The organism is Arthrobacter sp. UYCu712 (assembly GCF_040547005.1).
GTDB lineage: Bacteria > Actinomycetota > Actinomycetes > Actinomycetales > Micrococcaceae > Arthrobacter.
In genome coordinates, this window is record NZ_JBEPOZ010000001.1 from 105,559 (window position 1) to 124,552 (window position 18,994).

An 18,994-nucleotide genomic window follows, 5' to 3' on the forward strand; every position below is an offset into this window, starting at 1 on the left:
AAGTTCGGGGTCCTGTGTCCCTGCAGGCCGTGTCCGCGGCCCCTACAGGTAGGACGGGGCGGCTTCCAGGCCGAAGTATTCCTCGAGGGTGGCGATTCCCCGGGTCGTCATGTCCGTGGCCGCCTCGATACCGATGAAGCGCAGGTGCCACGGCTCGTACCAGTAGCCGGTGATGTCGTGGAACATCCACGGGTAGCGGACCACAAAGCCGAAGCGGTGGGCGCTTGTCTTGGCCCAGATGGCTGCGGGCAGATTGGCGAACTCGGGCTGGAAACTGTGCGCCCCGCTGCCATCGCCGATGTCGAAGGACCAGCCGGTCTGATGCTCCGAAAAGCCGGGACGGGCCGAAGCCGTGTCAGCCTTTGTCTGGCCTTGCGTGCGCACCCAATTGCCGTACGTGGCGGTCTGGGTGGTGAAAGAACGGTAACCGCTGGCCAGGGTCATGGTGACGCCGTCCGCCGCCGCAGCCGCGAACATCGACTCCGCTGCGGCCGCCGTCGTGCTGTTCAGCAGGGCCGCCTCCCCGGACGTCGACAGGCGGATGCGCGGCCGGACCAGATCGGCCGGGACGAAGGCGGCGGGGGAGAGCGCCCGGTGCTTGTTGACCACCACCCACTGGCTGGCGGGGTCCGAGAGTGAATGCTGCGGCCCGGGGGCGGAGGCCGACGGCGCCGTACCGGCAGCCGTGGTTCCGCCCGGGACTGCCGCCGGAGTGCTGTCCGGGACCGGAGCCTCGGAAGCGCCGGCTGTGGCGGACGGAGAAGGGCTAGCGGCCGGCGTCGTCGTGGTCGCTGAGCCGGACCCGGCGGCGGGGTCTTGCGGCGCTGCGGGGGAGCAGGCGGCGAGGGCGGCCAGGCCGGAACCGGCCAGGAGGAACCGGCTGAAGGCCCGCCTGCTGGGTACTGTGCGCCCTGCGTCAGGGCCGCCGATGCCGTCATGGCACACCTCTGCTACACCTTCCTCAGAAGCATGCGGCGGATGGAATGGTCGGCATCCTTGGTGAGGACCAGCTGGGCACGCCCGCGGGTGGGGAGAACGTTTTCCTCGAGGTTCGGCTCGTTGATGCGCTTCCAGATTTCCCGCGCGGTCTGCTCCGCCTCGGCGTCCGAGAGCGTGGCGTAGCGGTGGAAATAAGACTCCGGCTGGGCAAAAGCCGTGGTCCGCAACTTGCGGAAGCGGTCCACGTACCATTCCTCGATGTAGCTCGTTTTGGCATCAACATAGATCGAGAAGTCGAAGAAGTCACTCAGCGCCAGGCCTTGCCGGCCATCATGCCGGGGCCGGGCGGGCGCCAGGACATTGAGTCCTTCCACGATCAGGACGTCGGGGCGCCGGACCACCACTTCCTTGCCCGGCACGATGTCGTAGGTCACGTGCGAGTACCAGGGGGCCCGGACTTCCTCGGCGCCGCCTTTGATCTCGCTCACGAAGCGGAGCAGGGCGCGGCGGTCATAGGACTCGGGAAACCCTTTGCGTTCCAGGAGCTGGCGGCGTTTGAGCTCAGCCAGCGGGTAGAGGAAGCCGTCGGTGGTGATGAGTTCCACATTGGGGGTTCCGGGCCAGCGCCGGAGCATTTCGCGGAGCACACGGGCGATGGTCGATTTGCCCACCGCAACCGAGCCGGCAACGCCGATCACGAACGGCGTGCGCTGGGTCTTCTCACCGAGGAAAGTGGTGGTCGCGGAATGCAGCTGGCCGGCCGCCTCAACATAGAGGTGCAGGAGCCGGGACAAGGGGAGATAGACCTCGCGGACTTCCTTCATGTCGAGCGGATCGCCCAGCCCGCGCAGGCGCAGCACATCCTCTTCATTAAGGGGCTGCTCCATCTGGGCAGCGAGCCGGGACCAGGTCTGCCGGTCCAGCTCCACGAACGGGGAGACACCGTCGCCGTTCGCTTCATTGCGTTGCAAAGTCACCCTAGAGATTCTGCCCTTCGCCGGCCTGAGAGCGAAATGGGCGTCCCTGCGCCACTCAGCACGGAGGGCAGGGGGTCGCCGGCCAAACCGCTTCATCAAACGCCGGCTTTTCCGTGAAACCCGCTAGGCTTGAGTCCATGTGTGGAATCGTTGGATATGTAGGCCACTCCGCTGGCCGGACAAATACTGGACACAATGCCCTGGACGTTGTCCTCGAGGGACTGCGGCGCCTGGAGTACAGAGGCTACGACTCGGCCGGCATCGCGGTCGTCTCCGACGGGACCATCTCCTCGCGCAAAAAGTCGGGCAAGTTGAGCAACCTGATCGCCGAGCTCGAGGCCAGCCCGCTCCCCGCATCCCTGACCGGCATCGGCCACACCCGCTGGGCCACGCACGGCGGCCCCACGGACCAGAACGCGCACCCGCACCTCGCTGACGGCGGGAAGCTGGCGGTAATTCACAACGGCATCATTGAAAACTTCGCCGAACTCAGGCTCGAGCTCCTCGGCAAGGGAGTGACGTTCCTCTCCGAGACGGACACCGAAGTCGCAGCTGCCCTGCTCGGCGACATCTACCGGACCCAGGCCGAATCCGGCGCCGACCATGGCGGCCTCACGAGGGCCATGGAGCTTGCCTGCCAGCGCCTGGACGGCGCCTTCACGCTGCTCGCCGTGCACGCGGACCAGCCCGACGTCGTCGTGGCAGCCCGCCGGAACTCGCCGCTCGTGGTGGGCCTCGGCGAGGGGGAGAACTTCCTCGGCTCCGACGTCTCCGGCTTCATCGACTACACGCGGCGGGCCGTGGAACTGGGCCAGGACCAGATCGTCACCATCACCGCAGACTCCGTTGAGATCACCGACTTCTACGGCGCTCCAGCAGAGGGCAAGGAATACCACGTCGACTGGGATCCGGCCTCCGCTGAAAAGGGAGGCTTCCCGTCTTTCATGGAAAAAGAAATCCATGACCAGCCGGATGCCGTGCTGCAGACCCTGCTCGGACGCTCCGACATCAACGGCAAGCTGACGCTGGACGAGCTCCGGATCGACCCGCAGCTGCTCAAGAGCGTCAACAAGATCATCGTCCTGGCCTGCGGCACCTCCGCGTACGCCGGGCAGGTCGCGAAATACGCGATCGAGCGCTGGTGCCGGATCCCCACCGAAGTGGAGCTCTCGCACGAATTCCGCTACCGGGACCCGATCGTTGACCAGAACACGTTGATCGTCTCCATCTCCCAGTCCGGCGAGACCATGGACACCCTGATGGCCGTCCGCTACGCCAAGGAGCAGGGCGCCAAGACGGTCTCCATCTGCAACACCAACGGATCCACCATCCCCCGCGAATCCGACGCCGTGCTGTACACCCACGCGGGCCCGGAGATCGCGGTGGCCTCGACCAAGGCCTTCCTCGCGCAGATCACCGCCGCGTACCTGCTGGGACTGTATTTGGCACAGCTGCGCGGCAACAAATTCCAGGGCGAAATCAAGGACATCCTCGCCGACCTCGGCAAGATCCCGGACAAGATCCAGGAAATCCTGGACAACGAGGACCAGATCAAGGAACTCGGCGCGTCCATGCGCGACGCCAAGTCTGTGCTGTTCCTGGGGCGCCATGTCGGATTCCCGGTCGCCATGGAAGGCGCCCTCAAGCTCAAGGAGCTCGCCTACATCCACGCCGAAGGCTTCGCCGCCGGTGAGCTGAAGCACGGACCGATCGCACTGATCGAGGAGGGCCAGCCGGTCTTCGTCGTCGTCCCGTCCCCGCGCGGCCGGGACTCGCTGCACGCGAAGGTCGTCTCCAACATCCAGGAAGTCCGGGCGCGCGGCGCCAAGACGATTGTGATCGCGGAAGTAGGAGACGAATCGGTCAAGGCCTACGCCGAGCATGTCTTCTACATTCCGGAGACGCCCACGCTGCTGGCCCCGCTGCTCAGCACGGTCCCGCTGCAGATCTTCGCCCTCGCACTTGCCTCGGCCAAGGGTTACGACGTGGACCAGCCACGCAACCTGGCCAAAAGCGTGACCGTAGAATAGCCGCATGATTGTTGGCATCGGCGTAGACGTCGTAGACATTGAACGGTTCGGCCGGCAGCTGGAACGCACCCCCGGGCTGCGTGACAGGCTGTTCGTCCCTGCTGAGCGCGAACTGAACACCCGGTCGCTGGCCGCACGGTTCGCCGCCAAGGAAGCCGTGGCCAAGGTCCTCGGCGCCCCGGCAGGGATGAACTGGCAGGACTGCTGGATCGGACTGGACCAGAACGGCCCCACCATCCAGGTCAAGGGCACTGTGCTGGCCGTAGCGGAGTCGAAAGGCGTCAAGCGCTGGCACCTCTCGATGAGCCACGACGGCGGGATCGCCACCGCCACGGTCCTCGCCGAAGGCTGAGCACGCCAGCCCGCGCCGAACCCACCCGGCAACACAGGTCCGGCAGAACCCGCATTGCCAACAGCGACCGCACGGCGAACGGACTGAAACCATGATCAGCGCCTACACCGGTACCCAGGTACGGGAGGCTGAAAAGCCCCTTCTGCAGGCAGGCTTGGACTCCGGCGCGGGCGATGTTCTGATGCAGCGGGCCGCCTACGGCCTGGCCAACACGGTGGTCCGCGAGCTTCAGCACCGCGGGGAACGCCTCTACGGAGCCAGCGTGACGGTCCTCGCCGGCAAAGGCAACAACGGAGGCGACGGGCTGTTCGCCGCCATGCTGCTGGCGGGCCGCGGAATGCGGACGACGGCGGTCCTCACCACGGACGGCGCGCACCCCGGGGGACTGGCGGCCTTCGAAAAAGCAGGCGGCCGCACGCTGCACCTGACTCCGGAGAACGCCGCGTCAATCGCGGCCGCGGCCGCACGCACCGACGTCGTGATTGACGCGGTCCTCGGGACGGGCGCCCGGGGCGGGCTCAGGGGACCCGCCGCCACCCTCATCCATGATCTGGAACGTGCCCGCCCAGGCCTGGTGGTCGCCTGCGACATTCCCAGCGGAGTCGACGCGGACACCGGGGAGGCGCACGCCCCCGTGCTCACGGCCGATGTCACGGTGACGTTCGGCGCCACGAAGGCGGGCCTGCTGGCTGACCCGGGCGCGGACTTCGCCGGCCGCGTACAGCTCGTCCCGATCGGGATCGAGACACATCTTCCCCAGCCGGCCCTGCGCCGGCTGGAGTCCGACGACCTGGCCCGGCTGCTGCCCCGCCCCGAACGGCGTGCCCACAAATACTCCCGCGGCGTCCTGGGCGTCGTCGCCGGTTCGGAACGGTACCCCGGGGCCGCGGTACTCGCCTGCGCGGGCGCCCTGGCAGCCGGCGTCGGCATGGTCCGCTACCTGGGACCGCCCGCGGTTGCCGACCTGGTCCGCCACGCCTGCCCGGAAGTGGTCTGCACACGGGAGGACCCCGCCGAAACCCATGTGCAGGCTTGGCTGCTGGGCCCCGGCCTCGACGACGGCGCCCACGAACAGCTGGAGCGGGTCCGCGCGGCAGCGGGCACCGGGCTTCCCATCGTGGCCGACGCCGGCGCCTTGCCCGCGCTGCCGCACCAGCTCTCCGCGGACACCGTCCTGACGCCGCACGCAGGCGAACTGGCTTCCCTGCTGGCGCGGTACGGCGTGGATTCGGGCCGCGACGGGGTGGAGGACGCGTCGCTTGCCGCGGGGCGCCAAGCCGCTTCCCTGACCGGCGCCACGGTGCTGCTCAAGGGCGCTACCACGCTCATCGCGTCGCCCGCCGGGGCAGTCTTCAGCCAGGCGGAGGCAACGCCCTGGATGGCCACAGCCGGCAGCGGAGACGTCCTCTCCGGCGTGCTCGGCGCGCTGCTGGCCCAGCTCGGCCCGCAGGACTCGGCCTTCCAAGCCCTCGGCATCGAAACCCCGGACCAGTGGGCGGCGATAGCCGCCATGGCGGCAAGCCTGCACGGGCGGTCCGGCAGCCGCGCCTCGGCCGGGGGACCGGTGACTGCCAGCGCCATCGCCCGCGCCCTCCCGGGGGTGTTGCGGGCGTTGTAACCAACGCGCGTAAACCGTCCCTGACGGGGATGGTAACCCTACTTACCAGTAGGCTGACTAGAGCATTGCCCGCATCGCACGAGGAGAACACATGGAAGTCTGGCCCGGAACGGCTTATCCGCTGGGAGCCACCTTTGACGGCACCGGCACCAACTTTGCCCTGTTCAGCGAACGCGCCGAACGGGTGGAGCTTTGTCTGCTCGCCGACGACCTGACCGAGACCCGGATCGAGCTGACCGAGATCGACGGCTATGTGTGGCATTGCTACCTGCCGCACATCCAGCCGGGGCAGAAGTACGGCTACCGGGTCCACGGCCCGTACGAACCCGAGAATGGCAACCGCTTCAACGCCAACAAGCTGCTGATGGACCCGTACGCGAAGGCCGTCCAAGGCCAGATCGACTGGGACCCGGCGCTCTTCACCTACGAATTCGGCGACCCCGACTCGCGCAATAACAGCGACTCGGCGCCGCACACCATGCACGGCGTGGTCATCAACCCGTTCTTCGAGTGGGACGGTGACCGCCAGCTGCGGATCCCGTACCACCAGTCGGTCATCTACGAGGCCCACGTCAAGGGCCTGACCGAGCTCCACCCGGAAATTCCCGAAGAACAGCGTGGCACCTACGCGGGCGTGTCGCACCCGGCCGTGATTGAGCACCTGAAGAAGCTCGGCGTCACCGCGATCGAACTCATGCCCGTCCACCAGTTCGTCAACGACGGCACGCTCGAGGAGAAGGGCCTCACCAACTACTGGGGCTACAACACCATCGGCTTCTTCGCACCGCAGAACACCTACAGCTCGTCGGGCGACGTCGGGCACCAGGTCCAGGAGTTCAAGGCGATGGTCCGCGAGCTGCACAAGGCCGGGATTGAGGTAATCCTGGACGTGGTCTACAACCACACCGCGGAAGGCAACCACCTCGGCCCCACGCTGTCCTTCAAGGGCATCGACAACCAGGCGTACTACCGGCTGGTGGACGATGACCTGAAGCACTACATGGACTACACCGGCACCGGAAACTCCCTCAACGTCCGGCACCCGCACTCCCTGCAGCTGCTGATGGACTCCCTGCGCTACTGGGTGACGGAAATGCACGTCGACGGCTTCCGCTTCGACCTCGCCTCCACGCTGGCCCGTGAGTTCTACGACGTCGACAAGCTGTCCACCTTCTTCGAACTCATCCAGCAGGACCCGATCGTCTCGCAGGTCAAGCTGATCGCCGAGCCGTGGGACATCGGCCCGGGCGGCTACCAGGTGGGCAACTTCCCGCCGCAGTGGACCGAGTGGAACGGCAAGTACCGCGACACGGTCCGCGACTTCTGGCGCGGCGAGCCCTCGACCCTCGGCGAATTCGCCTCCCGCCTGACCGGCTCGGCGGACCTGTACGAAAGCTCTGCGCGGCGCCCGGTGGCGTCGATCAACTTCGTCACGGCCCACGACGGCTTCACGATGCGCGACCTCGTGTCCTACAACGAGAAGCACAACGACGCCAACGGCGAGGGCAACAACGACGGCGAATCCCACAACCGCTCTTGGAACTGCGGCGAGGAAGGGGACACGGACAACGACCACGTGGCGACCCTCCGCGCCCGCCAGCAGCGCAACTTCATCGCCACCCTTCTGCTCTCGCAGGGTGTCCCCATGCTCCTGCACGGCGACGAGCTCGGCCGCACACAGCAGGGCAACAACAACACCTACTGCCAGGACTCCGAGCTGAGCTGGATCCACTGGGACGCGATGGACCAGCCGCTGGTCGAGTTCACCGCCGTCGTCAACAAGATCCGCCACGACCACCCGACCTTCCGGCGCAGCCGCTTCTTTGACGGCCGCCCGGTGCGCCGTGGCGAGGGCGAGAAGCTGCCGGACATCGTCTGGCTGAAGACGGACGGCACCGAAATGCTGCCCGAGGACTGGGACAGCGGCTTCGGCCGGACCATCGGCGTGTTCTACAACGGGCACGGCATCCAGGAACAGGATTCCCGCGGGCGCCGGATCACCGACGACAGTTTCCTGCTTGCCTTCAACGCCCACGACGACGACGTGGACTTTGCGCTGCCGGCCGATGAGTACTCACGGTTCTGGGACGTCCTGGTGGACACCGCGGACCAGACCGACACCGAGGAACCGCTCAAGGCTGGCTCGGTGGTGAAGCTGGCGGCCAAGTCGATGGTGGTGCTCCGGGCCCACTCCGGCCCCGAGGTGGAAGTGGACTACTCCGCAGCCGCGTCCCTGGCCGCGATGGCCGAGCACGAGGAAGAGGGCACGGCAGCGGCTTCCGCCGCCGCCGAGGAGGAGGCCGCGGCTGCCGCCGCGGAAGCCGCCGCCAAGGACGCTGCCGCGAAGCGCGCTGCCAAAGGCACTGCCGCCAAGGGCACCAACCGGAAAAAGGCGGCCGGGAAGCCGAAGGACTCGAAGGGGCCCGCTTCATGAGGACCCCCGCATCCACCTACCGGCTGCAGATCCGGTCAGGCTTCACCCTTCAGGATGCCGCTGAGACGGTGCCCTACCTGAAGTCGCTGGGCGTGGACTGGATCTACCTTTCACCCATCCTGACGGCGGAGAAGGGCTCGGACCACGGCTACGACGTCACCGACCCCTCCGCCGTCGACCCCGACCGGGGCGGCGCGGAGGGGCTCATCGCAGCCTCCCGGGCCGCCCGGGAGGCCGGCATGGGTGTGCTCGTCGACATCGTGCCCAACCACGTCGGGGTGGCCACACCCGCCCAGAACCCGTGGTGGTGGTCGCTCCTTCAGGAGGGGCAGCGGTCCCGCTACGCTCCGGCGTTCGACGTCGACTGGGACTTTGGCGGCGGACGCATCCGGATCCCCGTGCTGGGCGAGGACTCCGACCTTGACGCACTGGAGGTCCGGGACGGGGAGCTGCGGTACTACGACCACCGCTTCCCGCTAGCCGAGGGCACCTATACCGCAGGTGACTCCACTGCCGACGATCCCCGCGAGGTCCATGACCGGCAGCACTATGAGCTGATCGGCTGGCGCCGGGCAGACAACGGGCTGAACTACCGGCGGTTCTTCGCGGTCAACAGCCTGGCCGGCATCCGGGTCGAGACCCCAGAGGTCTTCGACGAGGCCCACGAGGAGATTGTGCGCTGGTTCCGTGAGGGGCTCGTGGACGGTCTGCGGATCGACCATCCCGACGGCCTGGCCGATCCGGAGGGCTACCTGCGCCGCCTCCGGGACGTCACCGGCGGGAGCTACCTCCTCATCGAGAAGATCCTCGAGCCCGGGGAAGTACTCCCGGCCGGCTTCGAATGCGAGGGCACCACCGGCTACGACGCACTGGCGGACGTGGACCGGGTCTTCATCGACCCCGCCGGCCAGGGCGGACTGGACGCACTGGACACCGAGCTTCGCGGCGGCCCCGCGGACTACGAGGATATGATCCACGGCACCAAGCGAAGGATCACCGACGGGATCCTGCATTCCGAGATGCTCCGGCTGGCCCGGCTGGTGCCGGCCGGCGCCGGTGTCACGCTCGAGGCGGCTGCCGACGCGCTGTCCGAAATCATCGCCGCGTTCCCCGTTTACCGCAGCTACCTCCCGGAGGGTGCAGACGTCCTCAAGGAAGCCTGTGAACTCGCGGTCCGCCGCCGCCCTGAACTCGAAGGCGCTGTCGGCGTCCTCCTGCCGCTGCTCCTGGATGCTGGTCCTGAAGCCGGCGCGGAGCTGGGGCGCCGTTTCCAGCAGACCTCCGGCATGGTGATGGCCAAGGGGGTGGAGGACACCGCGTTCTTCCGCTACACCCGGCTGGGCACACTGACCGAAGTCGGGGCGGATCCCACGGAGTTCGCCGTGGCACCGGCGGAATTCCATGCCCGGATGGCCCGCCGCCAGGCCGGGCAGCCGCTGTCCATGACCACGCTCAGCACCCACGACACAAAACGCAGCGAGGACACCCGCGCCCGGATTTCGGTGCTCGCGGAGCTGGCGCCGGAATGGAAAGCCTCCCTGGCCCGGCTGCAGGAACTCGCGCCGTTGCCGGACGGCCCGCTCGCGAATCTGCTGTGGCAGGCCATTGCCGGCGCGTGGCCCGCGGACCGTGATCGGCTGCAGTCCTACGCGCAGAAGGCCGCCCGCGAGGCCGGCAACTCGACCAACTGGACGGACCCTGACGCGGACTTCGAGGTCAAGCTCTCCGCCGCCGTCGACGCCGCCTTCGACAACGCCGAGGTCCGCGCGGAGCTGGAGGCGCTGGTGGCGCTGCTGGAACCGTACGGAGCCGCCAATTCGCTCGGCGCCAAGCTGGTCCAGCTGACCATGCCCGGGGTCCCGGACGTTTACCAGGGCACGGAATTCTGGGACCGGTCGCTGACCGATCCGGACAACCGCCGGCCGTTCAGCTTCGACGCCCGGACGCGCGCCCTCGCCGCGCTCGACGCCGGCGAGCGGCCGGCGTCGTACCTCGACGACACCGCGAAGCTGCTGGTGACCTCGCGGGCGCTGCGCCTGCGCCGGGACCGGCCGGAACTGTTCACCGGCTACGCGCCGGTTGCGGCCACCGGCACGGCGGCAGGTCACCTGCTGGCCTTCAGCCGGGGTGACGGCCCGATGGGGGCGCTCACGCTCGCGACCCGGCTGCCCCGCGGACTGGAGCGCAACGGCGGCTGGCAGGACACTGCCATCAGCCTGGCCGACACCATGGCCGATGAACTGACGGGCAGTATCTTCGGTCCGGGCGACGTGCGCGTGGCCGACATCCTGCACGACTACCCGGTCGCACTCCTGGTGCCGACCGCCTAAGCACTCCTTGAATACCGACATGGGGAACGGAAGAATGCCATGACCTTGCCTGCACACGGAAGCGAACGCTTCGATCTCTGGGCGCCCGAAGCGCAGGCGGTCACGCTGCTCGCCGACGGCCGGAAGTACCCGATGGACCGCAGCGGCGGGGCGCGCGACGGCTGGTGGACAGCCGCCGACGCTCCCGCCGCAGGCGAGGTGGACTACGGCTATCTCCTCGACGGGGACACCATTCCACTGCCGGACCCGCGGTCGCGGCGCCAGCCCGAAGGCGTCCACTCCCTGTCGCGGACCTTCGACCCCGCCGGCCACCAATGGTCGGAGGGGCAGTGGGAGGGCCGCGGGCTGCAGGGCGCCGTGATTTACGAGCTGCACCTGGGCACCTTCACCCCCGAAGGCACCCTGGACGCGGCCGCCGGGAAGCTCGGCTACCTCGCGGATCTCGGCGTCGAATTCGTGGAACTGCTCCCGGTCAACGGTTTCAACGGCACCCACAACTGGGGGTACGACGGCGTGCTCTGGTACGCCGTCCACGAGGGCTACGGCGGGCCCGCCGCGTACCAGCGCTTCGTCGACGCCGCCCACGCCGCCGGCCTGGGCGTCATCCAGGACGTCGTCTACAACCACCTCGGCCCCAGCGGGAACTACCTCCCGCGCTTCGGGCCGTACCTCAAATCGGGGGAGGGCAACACCTGGGGCGACTCCGTCAACCTCGACGGCCCCGGCTCCGATGTGGTGCGTCGCTACATCCTGGACAACGCCGCCATGTGGCTGCGGGACTACCACGTGGACGGGCTGCGCCTCGATGCCGTGCATGCCTTCAAGGACGAGCGGGCGGTCCACCTGCTGGAGGAATTCGGCGCGCTCGCGGACGAAATCTCCGCCGAGACCGGGCGCCCGGCCACCATGGTGGCCGAATCCGACCTGAACGATCCGCGCCTGCTCTACCCGCGGGACCTTAACGGCTACGGCCTGGCCGGGCAGTGGAGCGATGACTTCCACCATGCCGTCCACGTCAATGTCAGCGGCGAGGCTACGGGCTACTACGAGGACTTCGAATCGCTGGAGTCGCTGGCGAAGGTCCTGCGCTCGGGGTTCTTCCACGACGGCAGCTACTCGAGCTTCCGGGAACGGCATCACGGCCGGCCCATCAACAGCGCCCTGGTCCACCCCTCGGCCCTTGTGGTGTGCAGCCAGAACCACGACCAGATCGGCAACCGGGCCACCGGTGACAGACTGTCCCAGTCGCTGTCGTACGGGCAGCTGGCGCTCGCCGCCGTCGCCACCCTGACGTCGCCGTTTACGCCGATGCTGTTCATGGGCGAGGAATACGGTGCGACGACGCCGTGGCAGTTCTTCACCTCGCACCCGGAGCCGGAACTCGGCAAGGCCACCGCCGAGGGCCGGATCAGAGAATTCGAACGGATGGGCTGGGACCCCGCCGTCGTACCCGATCCGCAGGATCCGGAGACGTTCACCCGGTCCAAGCTCGACTGGTCCGAAGCCGCGGAAGGGGAGCATGCCCGCCTGCTGGAGCTCTACCGGGCCCTGATCGCGCTGCGCCGCTCGACGCCGGAGCTCGTCGATCCCGGCTTCGAGGACACCGCTGTGGACTTCAGCGAAACGGAAGGCTGGCTGGTACTGCGCCGCGGCCGGGTCCAGGTAGCGATGAACTTCTCCGCCGAGCCGCGCCGGGTCGCCGTCCGCGGCACCTCGCTGCTGCTGGCCACGGACGACGCCGTTTTGCCGGACTCCGTGTCCGCCGGACATCTCGACCTTCCCCGACACAGTGCAGCCATTGTTTCCGAATAAGTGTTCGAAAAGGACAGGATAGTACGTATGACCTATGTTGCGGCTGATAGCCGATATGATTCCATGCCTTACCGCCGCGTGGGACGCAGCGGCCTGAAGCTCCCGGCCATTTCGCTGGGCCTGTGGCACAACTTCGGCGATGACAAGCCCTTCGAGACGCAGCGGGCCATCCTGCGCCGCGCGTTCGATCTCGGCGTCACCCACTTCGACCTCGCCAACAATTACGGCCCGCCCTATGGCGCTGCGGAGACCAACTTCGGCCGTCACTTCAAGGACGACTTCAGGCCGTACCGCGACGAACTGGTCATCTCCAGCAAGGCAGGCTACGACATGTGGCCGGGCCCCTACGGCAACTTCGGCTCCCGCAAGTACCTGCTGGCCAGCCTGGACCAGTCCCTGGGCCGGATGGGCCTGGACTACGTGGACATCTTCTACAGCCACCGTCCGGACCCCGAGACGCCGATGGAAGAGACCATGGGCGCCCTGGACCACGCCGTGCGCTCTGGCAAGGCGCTTTACGCCGGCATTTCGTCCTACACCCCGGAACAGACCATCGAGGCGGCGGGGATCCTCAAGGAGCTCGGCACCCCGCTGCTGATCCACCAGCCCAGCTACTCGATGCTGAACCGCTGGACCGAGAACGGCAGCCCCAACCTCTTCGAGGCCCTCGAGCAGGTGGGTGCAGGGTCCATCGCTTTCTCCCCGCTGGCGCAGGGCATGCTCACGGACCGCTACCTCAAGGGCATTCCGGCAGACTCCCGCGCCGCCCAGGACAAGTCTCTGGACGAAGGCATGATCACCGAGGACAAACTGGACCGCGTCCGCGGGCTGAGCCGGATCGCCGAAGGCCGCGGGCAGACACTCGCGCAGATGGCCATCGCCTGGATCCTCCGCACGCAGGGCAAGGGCTCGTCCGTGACGTCGGCGCTGGTCGGTGCGTCCAGCGTCCGGCAGCTCGAGGACACCCTGTCTGCGATCAACAACCTGGATTTCACGGCCGATGAGACCGCCGCGATCGATGAGTTCGCCGTCGAATCCGACATCAACCTGTGGGCCCAGAAGTAGCCTGAGCCGCGGGTAAGAGAGCCGCTCGACAGACGCGCCGGGGCCGCCGGGGAACAACCGCGGCCCCGGCACTGTTGTCTTAGAATGCTAAGGGCGCCGTATGGCGCCGTGCCCGCCTGCCGCGGTCGCACATCAGCGTGCGTCCGCGCCGGGCACATGAAGTTTGTTCTCAAAAGGAGTTCCGTGTCTTCAAATCCGATTCGTGTTGCAATCGTCGGCGTAGGTAACTGTGCCGCTTCGCTGGTCCAGGGCGTCCAGTACTACCAGGATGCCGACCCCCAGGCCACGATCCCGGGTCTGATGCACGTGGAGTTCGGCAAGTACCACGTCAACGACGTGCAGTTTGTGGCCGCGTTCGACGTCGACGCCAAGAAGGTCGGCCAGGACCTGTCCGCCGCCATTCTGGCCAGCGAGAACAACACCATCAAGATCGCCGATGTCCCGCCGACCGGCGTCACCGTCCAGCGCGGACCGACCCTGGACGGGCTCGGCAAGTACTACCTCGAGACGATCGAGCAGTCCTCGGAAGAGCCCGTGGACGTCGTCCAGGCGCTCAAGGACGCCCGGGTCGACGTCATGGTCTGCTACCTGCCCGTCGGTTCCCAGGAAGCCGCCGAGTTCTACGCCCAGTGCGCGATCGACGCCGGCGTGGGATTCGTCAACGCGCTGCCCGTCTTCATCGCCGGTACCAAGGCCTGGGCGGACAAGTTCACGGCTGCCGGCGTGCCGATCGTGGGCGATGACATCAAGAGCCAGATTGGTGCCACCATCACGCACCGTGTCATGGCCAAGCTGTTCGAGGACCGCGGCGTCACCCTGGACCGCACCTACCAGCTGAACGTCGGCGGCAACATGGACTTCAAGAACATGCTGGAGCGCGACCGCCTCGAGTCCAAGAAGATCTCCAAGACCCAGGCCGTGACCTCCAACGTCGAGGCCGTGCTCGCCGCCAAGGACGTCCACATCGGCCCGTCGGACTACGTACAGTGGCTCGATGACCGCAAGTGGGCCTTCGTCCGCCTCGAAGGCCGCAACTTCGGCGACGCCCCGGTGTCGCTGGAATACAAGCTTGAGGTCTGGGACTCGCCCAACTCCGCCGGCGTGATCATCGATGCCATCCGTGCCGCCAAGATCGGCCTGGACCGCGGCATCGGCGGCCCGCTGCTCTCGGCGTCGAGCTACTTCATGAAGTCCCCGCCGGAGCAGTTCAACGACGACCTCGCCCGGGAAAAGGTCGAGGCCTTCATCCGCGGGGATCTCGAGCGCTAAACGCTTCCCCGCCCGCCGGTTGCCCTATCACTTACGGTCCTTAAACCTCTGGTTTGGCCGCTGCAAGTGATAGGGCAACCGGCGTTTGACGGGGGCGGAGGGCTGACCGGACTCTTTGGGCCGCGCCGCGGAAGTCATCTGCCAGATCGTCGGCGTTGAACTTGAAGTACCGCCAGCCGGCCGCGTTGAACGATTCGTCGCGGCGGTTGTCCCGGGACTGCTGTTCGCGCGTCAGGTGGTGGCCGCCGTCGTACTGGATCGCCACCCGCTGGCCGCGGTAGCCGAGGTCCGCGGCGGGGGAGTAGGGCTCTCCCGGCACAATCCGGAGCTGCAGCTCCGGCTCCGGCAGCCCGGCCGCAGCCAGCGCCAGGCGCAGGAACGTCTCCGGGGCCGAGTCGGCGCCGGACCGGATCAGTGTTGCGGCCTCGCGGGCCTTCACGATGCCCTTGAGCTTCGGATGCCGCGCCAGCATCGCCGTCAGCTGGGACAGGGTTGCCCACGGCTCCCTGCGGCCCTCCAGCTCGGGGCGGGGTTGCCGGACCAGTTGGTCGCCCACCGCCACAAGATCCTCTAGGGGCAGGATGCGGGCAAGGTCCAGCCAGGTCCGGGCGGGTGTTGAAATCCGGATGCCGTCCCAGACCATCAGCTCGTCGTCGAACGCCAGCACGGTGTGCCCGACGACGCCCTCGCGCCGGACCGGCGGCAGGGCCCGGCGCTTGCTGAGATGCAGTTCGCGGCAGCCGCGGTACCACGACGGGAGCCACAGCCCCAGCAGCACTGCGGCCGTGAGGTGCGAAATCCAGGCGCCCGGCGTCGCGGCGGACAGGGCACGGGCCAGCCCGCGGATTTCAAACTCCCAGCCGGCAGGCACGTGGATCAGCCGGCCCGCCGACGTGAGGTCGGAGGAGCGGAGCCGGGCACCGCCCAGGCTTGCCGCCCGCGCCTCATATACCGTGAACGGGGCCGTGGAAAGGTGGGCCGGCAGGGGTGCTGGTGGGTGCATGCGGACCATTCTGGTCCGAACGCTATGTCCCCGCTCCGGATATCCACAGGCCCCGGGTTGCGCTATCACTCTGAGCGGTCAAAGGCCGGAATGGGCACCCAGAGTGATAGCGCAACGGGAGTTAGAAGAGGCCGACGGGGTTGCCGGCGGCGTCGACGTCCATCCGCATCGCTGCCGGGACCTTGGGCAGGCCCGGCATTGTCATCACCGCGCCGGTGAGCGCCACGATAAAGCCGGCGCCGGTCTTGGGAATGAGGTCGCGCACATGGACGGTGAAGCCCTTCGGGGCCCCCAGCCGGCTCGCGTCGTCGCTGAAGGAATACTGGGTCTTCGCCATGCAAACGGGGAAGCCTGACCAGCCGTTCTTCTCGATCTCCGCGAGCCGCTTGAGCGCCGGCACGGAGAAGTCCACGCCGTCGGCCCCGTACACCTCCTGCACGATGGTCCGGATCTTGTCCTCCACAGACATCTCCAGCGGGTAGAGGTACCGGAACGTGTGCGGCGCATCGATGGCTGCGGCAACCTTGGCGGCGAGCTCGTCCCCGCCGTCGCCGCCGCCGCCGCGGCCCCAGACATTCGCCACGGCCGCCTGGACACCTTCCGCGGCGCACCACTCCAGCAGCCAGTCGAGCTCCTCCCGGGTGTCGGTGGTGAACTGGTTGATCGCCACCACGGGTGTGATGCCGAACTTCTCGACGTTGCGGACGTGCCGCTGGAGGTTGGCGACGCCGGCGGCCAGCGCCTCCACGTTGGGCTCCCTGAGCTGGTCCTTGGCGATGCCGCCGTGCATCTTGAGCGCCCGGATGGTCGCCACAACGACGACGGCGGACGGGGCGACGTCGGCCACCCTCGCCTTGATGTCCATGTACTTTTCGGCACCCAGGTCCGCGCCGAAGCCGGCCTCGGTGACGACGATGTCGGCGAGGCTGCGGGCGGTCTGCGTGGCGATCAGGGAGTTGCAGCCGTGGGCGATGTTGGCGAACGGGCCGCCGTGGACCAGCGCGGGCGTGCCGGCTATGGTCTGCACGAGGTTGGGCTTGACCGCGTCCTTGAGCAGCATGGTCAGGGCGCCCTGGACGCCGAGGTCGGCTACCGTGACGGGCCGGCGGTCGTAGGTGTAGCCGAAGGTGATCCGGCCGAGCCGTTCGCGGAGGTCCGCGAGGTCCGTTGCGAGGCAGAAGACCGCCATGATCTCGGACGCCACGGTGATGTCGAAGCCGTCCTGCCGCGGCGTGCCCTGTGCCGGTCCGCCGAGGCCGATCACGACTTCCCGGAGGGAGCGGTCGTTCATGTCCAGCACCCGCTTGAAGGTCATCCTGCGCGGGTCGATGTTGAGTTCGTTGCCTTGGAAGATGTGGTTGTCCACGAGGGCCATGAGGGCGTTGTTGGCCGAGGTGATGGCGTGGAAGTCGCCGGTGAAGTGCAGGTTGATCTCGTCCATCGGCAGCACCTGGGAGTAGCCGCCGCCGGTGGCGCCGCCCTTCATGCCCAGGATGGGCCCAAGCGAGGGCTCGCGCAGGGCGATCATCACCTTGTGGCCCGCGCGGGCCAGGGAGTCCGCCAGGCCCACGGTGGTTGTTGACTTGCCCTCGCCGGCCGGGGTGGGGGACATCGCGGAGACCAGCACCACCTTGCCCGGCGCGCGGGTGCGGGCGTGCAGCTTCGCCGGGTCGATCTTCGCTTTGTAGCGCCCGTAGAATTCCAGGGCGTCGGCATTGATTCCGGCGGCGGCGGCGATCTCTTCGATCGGCTGCATCGTGGCCCGCCGGGCGATCTCCAGATCACTCAGAATCGTAGTTTCAGACATCGTTGTCCTTCGGCTCGTGGCGTCGGTGGGTGTGCCGGCCAGTGGTGTCAGGCCCGGGGTTACCGGCCTGTTGCCCCGGCTGCGGGCGCGTGGCCCACCGGGATGGTCAGGTTTCCAAAGTACTGGCTCAGCGCGGTGTGGTAGCTCTCCAGCGTGATGGCGGCGGTGCGCTGCCAGCCGAAGCCCTGGGCGTGCAGGGCCGCGGCCCGGCCCATGTCCTGGCGGGTGGCGGCGTCGTCGTAGAGCGATTCGAGGGCGTCGGCCCAGTCCCCGGGCTTATGCCCCTCGACCAGCAGGCCGGTCCGCCCGTCGAAGATCGCCCGGGACAGCCCGCCGACCTTTGTGGCGACCACCGGCGTCCCGCAGGCCTGGGCTTCGAGCGCAACGAGGCCGAAGGATTCGCTGTAGGAGGGCATCACCACGACGTCGGCCGAACGGTACCAGCCGGCGAGTTCCGGTGCGTTGACCGGCGGATAGTGGCTGACGACGTCGTCCATTCCGGCGGAACTGATCAGGGATTTCAGGTCGAAGTCCTTGGCTCCGCTGACGGCGCCCACAATGGAGAGCTGCAGGTCGATGTCCGGGCGGCGGGTACGGAGCAGGGCGGCTGCCTTGATCAGGATCTGCGGTCCCTTGAGCCGCTGGATCCGCCCGGCGAAGAGCAGATGGAAGCGGCCCGGCGGGACGCCGTGCTCCGCCCGGGACCGGCTCCGGAACGCCGGCGTGAACACTGACAGGTCCACGCCAGGCGGGGCCACGTCGATCCGGTCGTTGTCCGCGTTGTAATGGGAGACGAGTTCCGCGGCTTCGGTGCCGGTGTTGGCGATGAGCCGGGTGGCGCCGTCGACGATCCGGTGCTCGCCGTCCTCGCGCCGGCGCGGTTCCGGCTGCTCACCGGATTCCAGCAGCAGGTTCTTCACTTTGGCCATGGTGTGCATGGTGTGGACCAGCGGCAGGCCCCACAAGGTGGCGAGTTCCAGGCCGGCGACACCGGACACCCAATAGTGCGAATGGATCACGTCGTACCGGCCGTGCGGCTGGAGCTGGCGGATCCTGTCGATCTCGGCCACCATGCTGTGCAGCAGTTCGGGCAGCTCTTCCTTGGGCAGCTTCCGCCGCGGCCCGGCCATGACATTGTGGACACACACGCCGGGGGAGGGATGTTCGACGGCGGCCTGCCCGGCGGCGGTCGACCGGGTAAAGATCTCCACCTCGACGCCGTTCTCCGCGAGGGCCGCGGCCAGCGCCCTGATATACACGTTCATGCCCCCGGCGTCGCCGGAACCGGGCTGCTCCATGGGAGAGGTATGAAGGGACAGGAAGGCGACACGGCGGATCAGCGACATCCCTCTCTTCTC

The 18,994-nt window shown here is 67.8% G+C and carries 13 protein-coding genes; 8 read left to right on the top strand and 5 right to left on the bottom strand.

All coding sequences use genetic code 11. The annotated features are described in order from the left end of the window. Positions 1–42 precede the first annotated feature (42 nt). Positions 43–945 (bottom strand): M15 family metallopeptidase, encoded by a 903-nt coding sequence (locus ABIB51_RS00595; RefSeq protein ID WP_354184604.1) that lies wholly within the window; start codon positions 943–945, stop codon positions 43–45. Between the two features lie 5 nt (positions 946–950). Continuing rightward, on the bottom strand, positions 951–1,916 hold the full coding sequence (coaA, locus tag ABIB51_RS00600) for a type I pantothenate kinase (RefSeq protein WP_354184605.1): 966 nt from the start codon (positions 1,914–1,916) through the stop codon (positions 951–953). Between the two features lie 137 nt (positions 1,917–2,053). On the opposite strand from coaA, the gene glmS reads away from it, so the two are divergent. The 8 genes from glmS to ABIB51_RS00640 all read left to right on the top strand — a co-directional run bounded on the left by glmS (position 2,054) and on the right by ABIB51_RS00640 (position 14,826). Continuing rightward, positions 2,054–3,946, top strand: coding sequence for a glutamine--fructose-6-phosphate transaminase (isomerizing) (glmS, locus tag ABIB51_RS00605; protein WP_354184606.1), 1,893 nt, complete (start codon positions 2,054–2,056; stop codon positions 3,944–3,946). A gap of 4 nt (positions 3,947–3,950) precedes the next feature. Then, positions 3,951–4,298, top strand: a complete 348-nt coding sequence (locus ABIB51_RS00610) for a holo-ACP synthase (RefSeq protein WP_011692749.1) — start codon at positions 3,951–3,953, stop codon at positions 4,296–4,298. Between the two features lie 91 nt (positions 4,299–4,389). Then, positions 4,390–5,916 carry an NAD(P)H-hydrate dehydratase gene (locus ABIB51_RS00615; RefSeq protein ID WP_354184607.1) on the top strand — a complete coding sequence of 509 codons (1,527 nt, stop codon included), beginning with the start codon at positions 4,390–4,392 and terminating at the stop codon, positions 5,914–5,916. A gap of 91 nt (positions 5,917–6,007) precedes the next feature. Then, on the top strand, positions 6,008–8,350 hold the full coding sequence (gene glgX, locus ABIB51_RS00620; RefSeq protein WP_354184608.1) for a glycogen debranching protein GlgX: 2,343 nt from the start codon (positions 6,008–6,010) through the stop codon (positions 8,348–8,350). Next, the gene (gene treY / locus ABIB51_RS00625) at positions 8,347–10,680 is read left to right on the top strand and encodes a malto-oligosyltrehalose synthase (RefSeq protein WP_354184609.1); all 2,334 of its coding nucleotides are present in this window, start codon (positions 8,347–8,349) and stop codon (positions 10,678–10,680) included. The genes glgX and treY overlap by 4 nt, the downstream gene beginning before the upstream one ends. 39 nt (positions 10,681–10,719) lie before the next feature. Beyond that, positions 10,720–12,492, top strand: coding sequence for a malto-oligosyltrehalose trehalohydrolase (gene treZ, locus ABIB51_RS00630; protein ID WP_354184610.1), 1,773 nt, complete (start codon positions 10,720–10,722; stop codon positions 12,490–12,492). Positions 12,493–12,519: 27 nt separating this feature from the next. Then, positions 12,520–13,557 (top strand): L-glyceraldehyde 3-phosphate reductase, encoded by a 1,038-nt coding sequence (gene mgrA, locus ABIB51_RS00635; RefSeq protein ID WP_354184611.1) that lies wholly within the window; start codon positions 12,520–12,522, stop codon positions 13,555–13,557. A 183-nt stretch (positions 13,558–13,740) separates the two neighbouring features. Further along, on the top strand, positions 13,741–14,826 hold the full coding sequence (locus tag ABIB51_RS00640; protein WP_354184612.1) for an inositol-3-phosphate synthase: 1,086 nt from the start codon (positions 13,741–13,743) through the stop codon (positions 14,824–14,826). 40 nt (positions 14,827–14,866) lie between these two features. Here ABIB51_RS00640 and ABIB51_RS00645 read toward each other — a convergent pair whose 3' ends face one another. The 3 genes from ABIB51_RS00645 to mshA form a co-directional block, all read right to left on the bottom strand. Further along, a complete protein-coding gene (locus tag ABIB51_RS00645) occupies positions 14,867–15,829 on the bottom strand; it encodes a DUF559 domain-containing protein (protein WP_354184613.1) in 963 nt (320 codons plus the stop codon). Positions 15,830–15,950: 121 nt separating this feature from the next. Then, positions 15,951–17,636: a formate--tetrahydrofolate ligase gene (locus ABIB51_RS00650; protein WP_354184614.1), complete on the bottom strand. Its 1,686-nt coding sequence runs from the start codon at positions 17,634–17,636 to the stop codon at positions 15,951–15,953. Between the two features lie 59 nt (positions 17,637–17,695). Beyond that, on the bottom strand, positions 17,696–18,982 hold the full coding sequence (gene mshA, locus ABIB51_RS00655; protein ID WP_354184615.1) for a D-inositol-3-phosphate glycosyltransferase: 1,287 nt from the start codon (positions 18,980–18,982) through the stop codon (positions 17,696–17,698). Between the last annotated feature and the right edge of the window lie 12 nt (positions 18,983–18,994).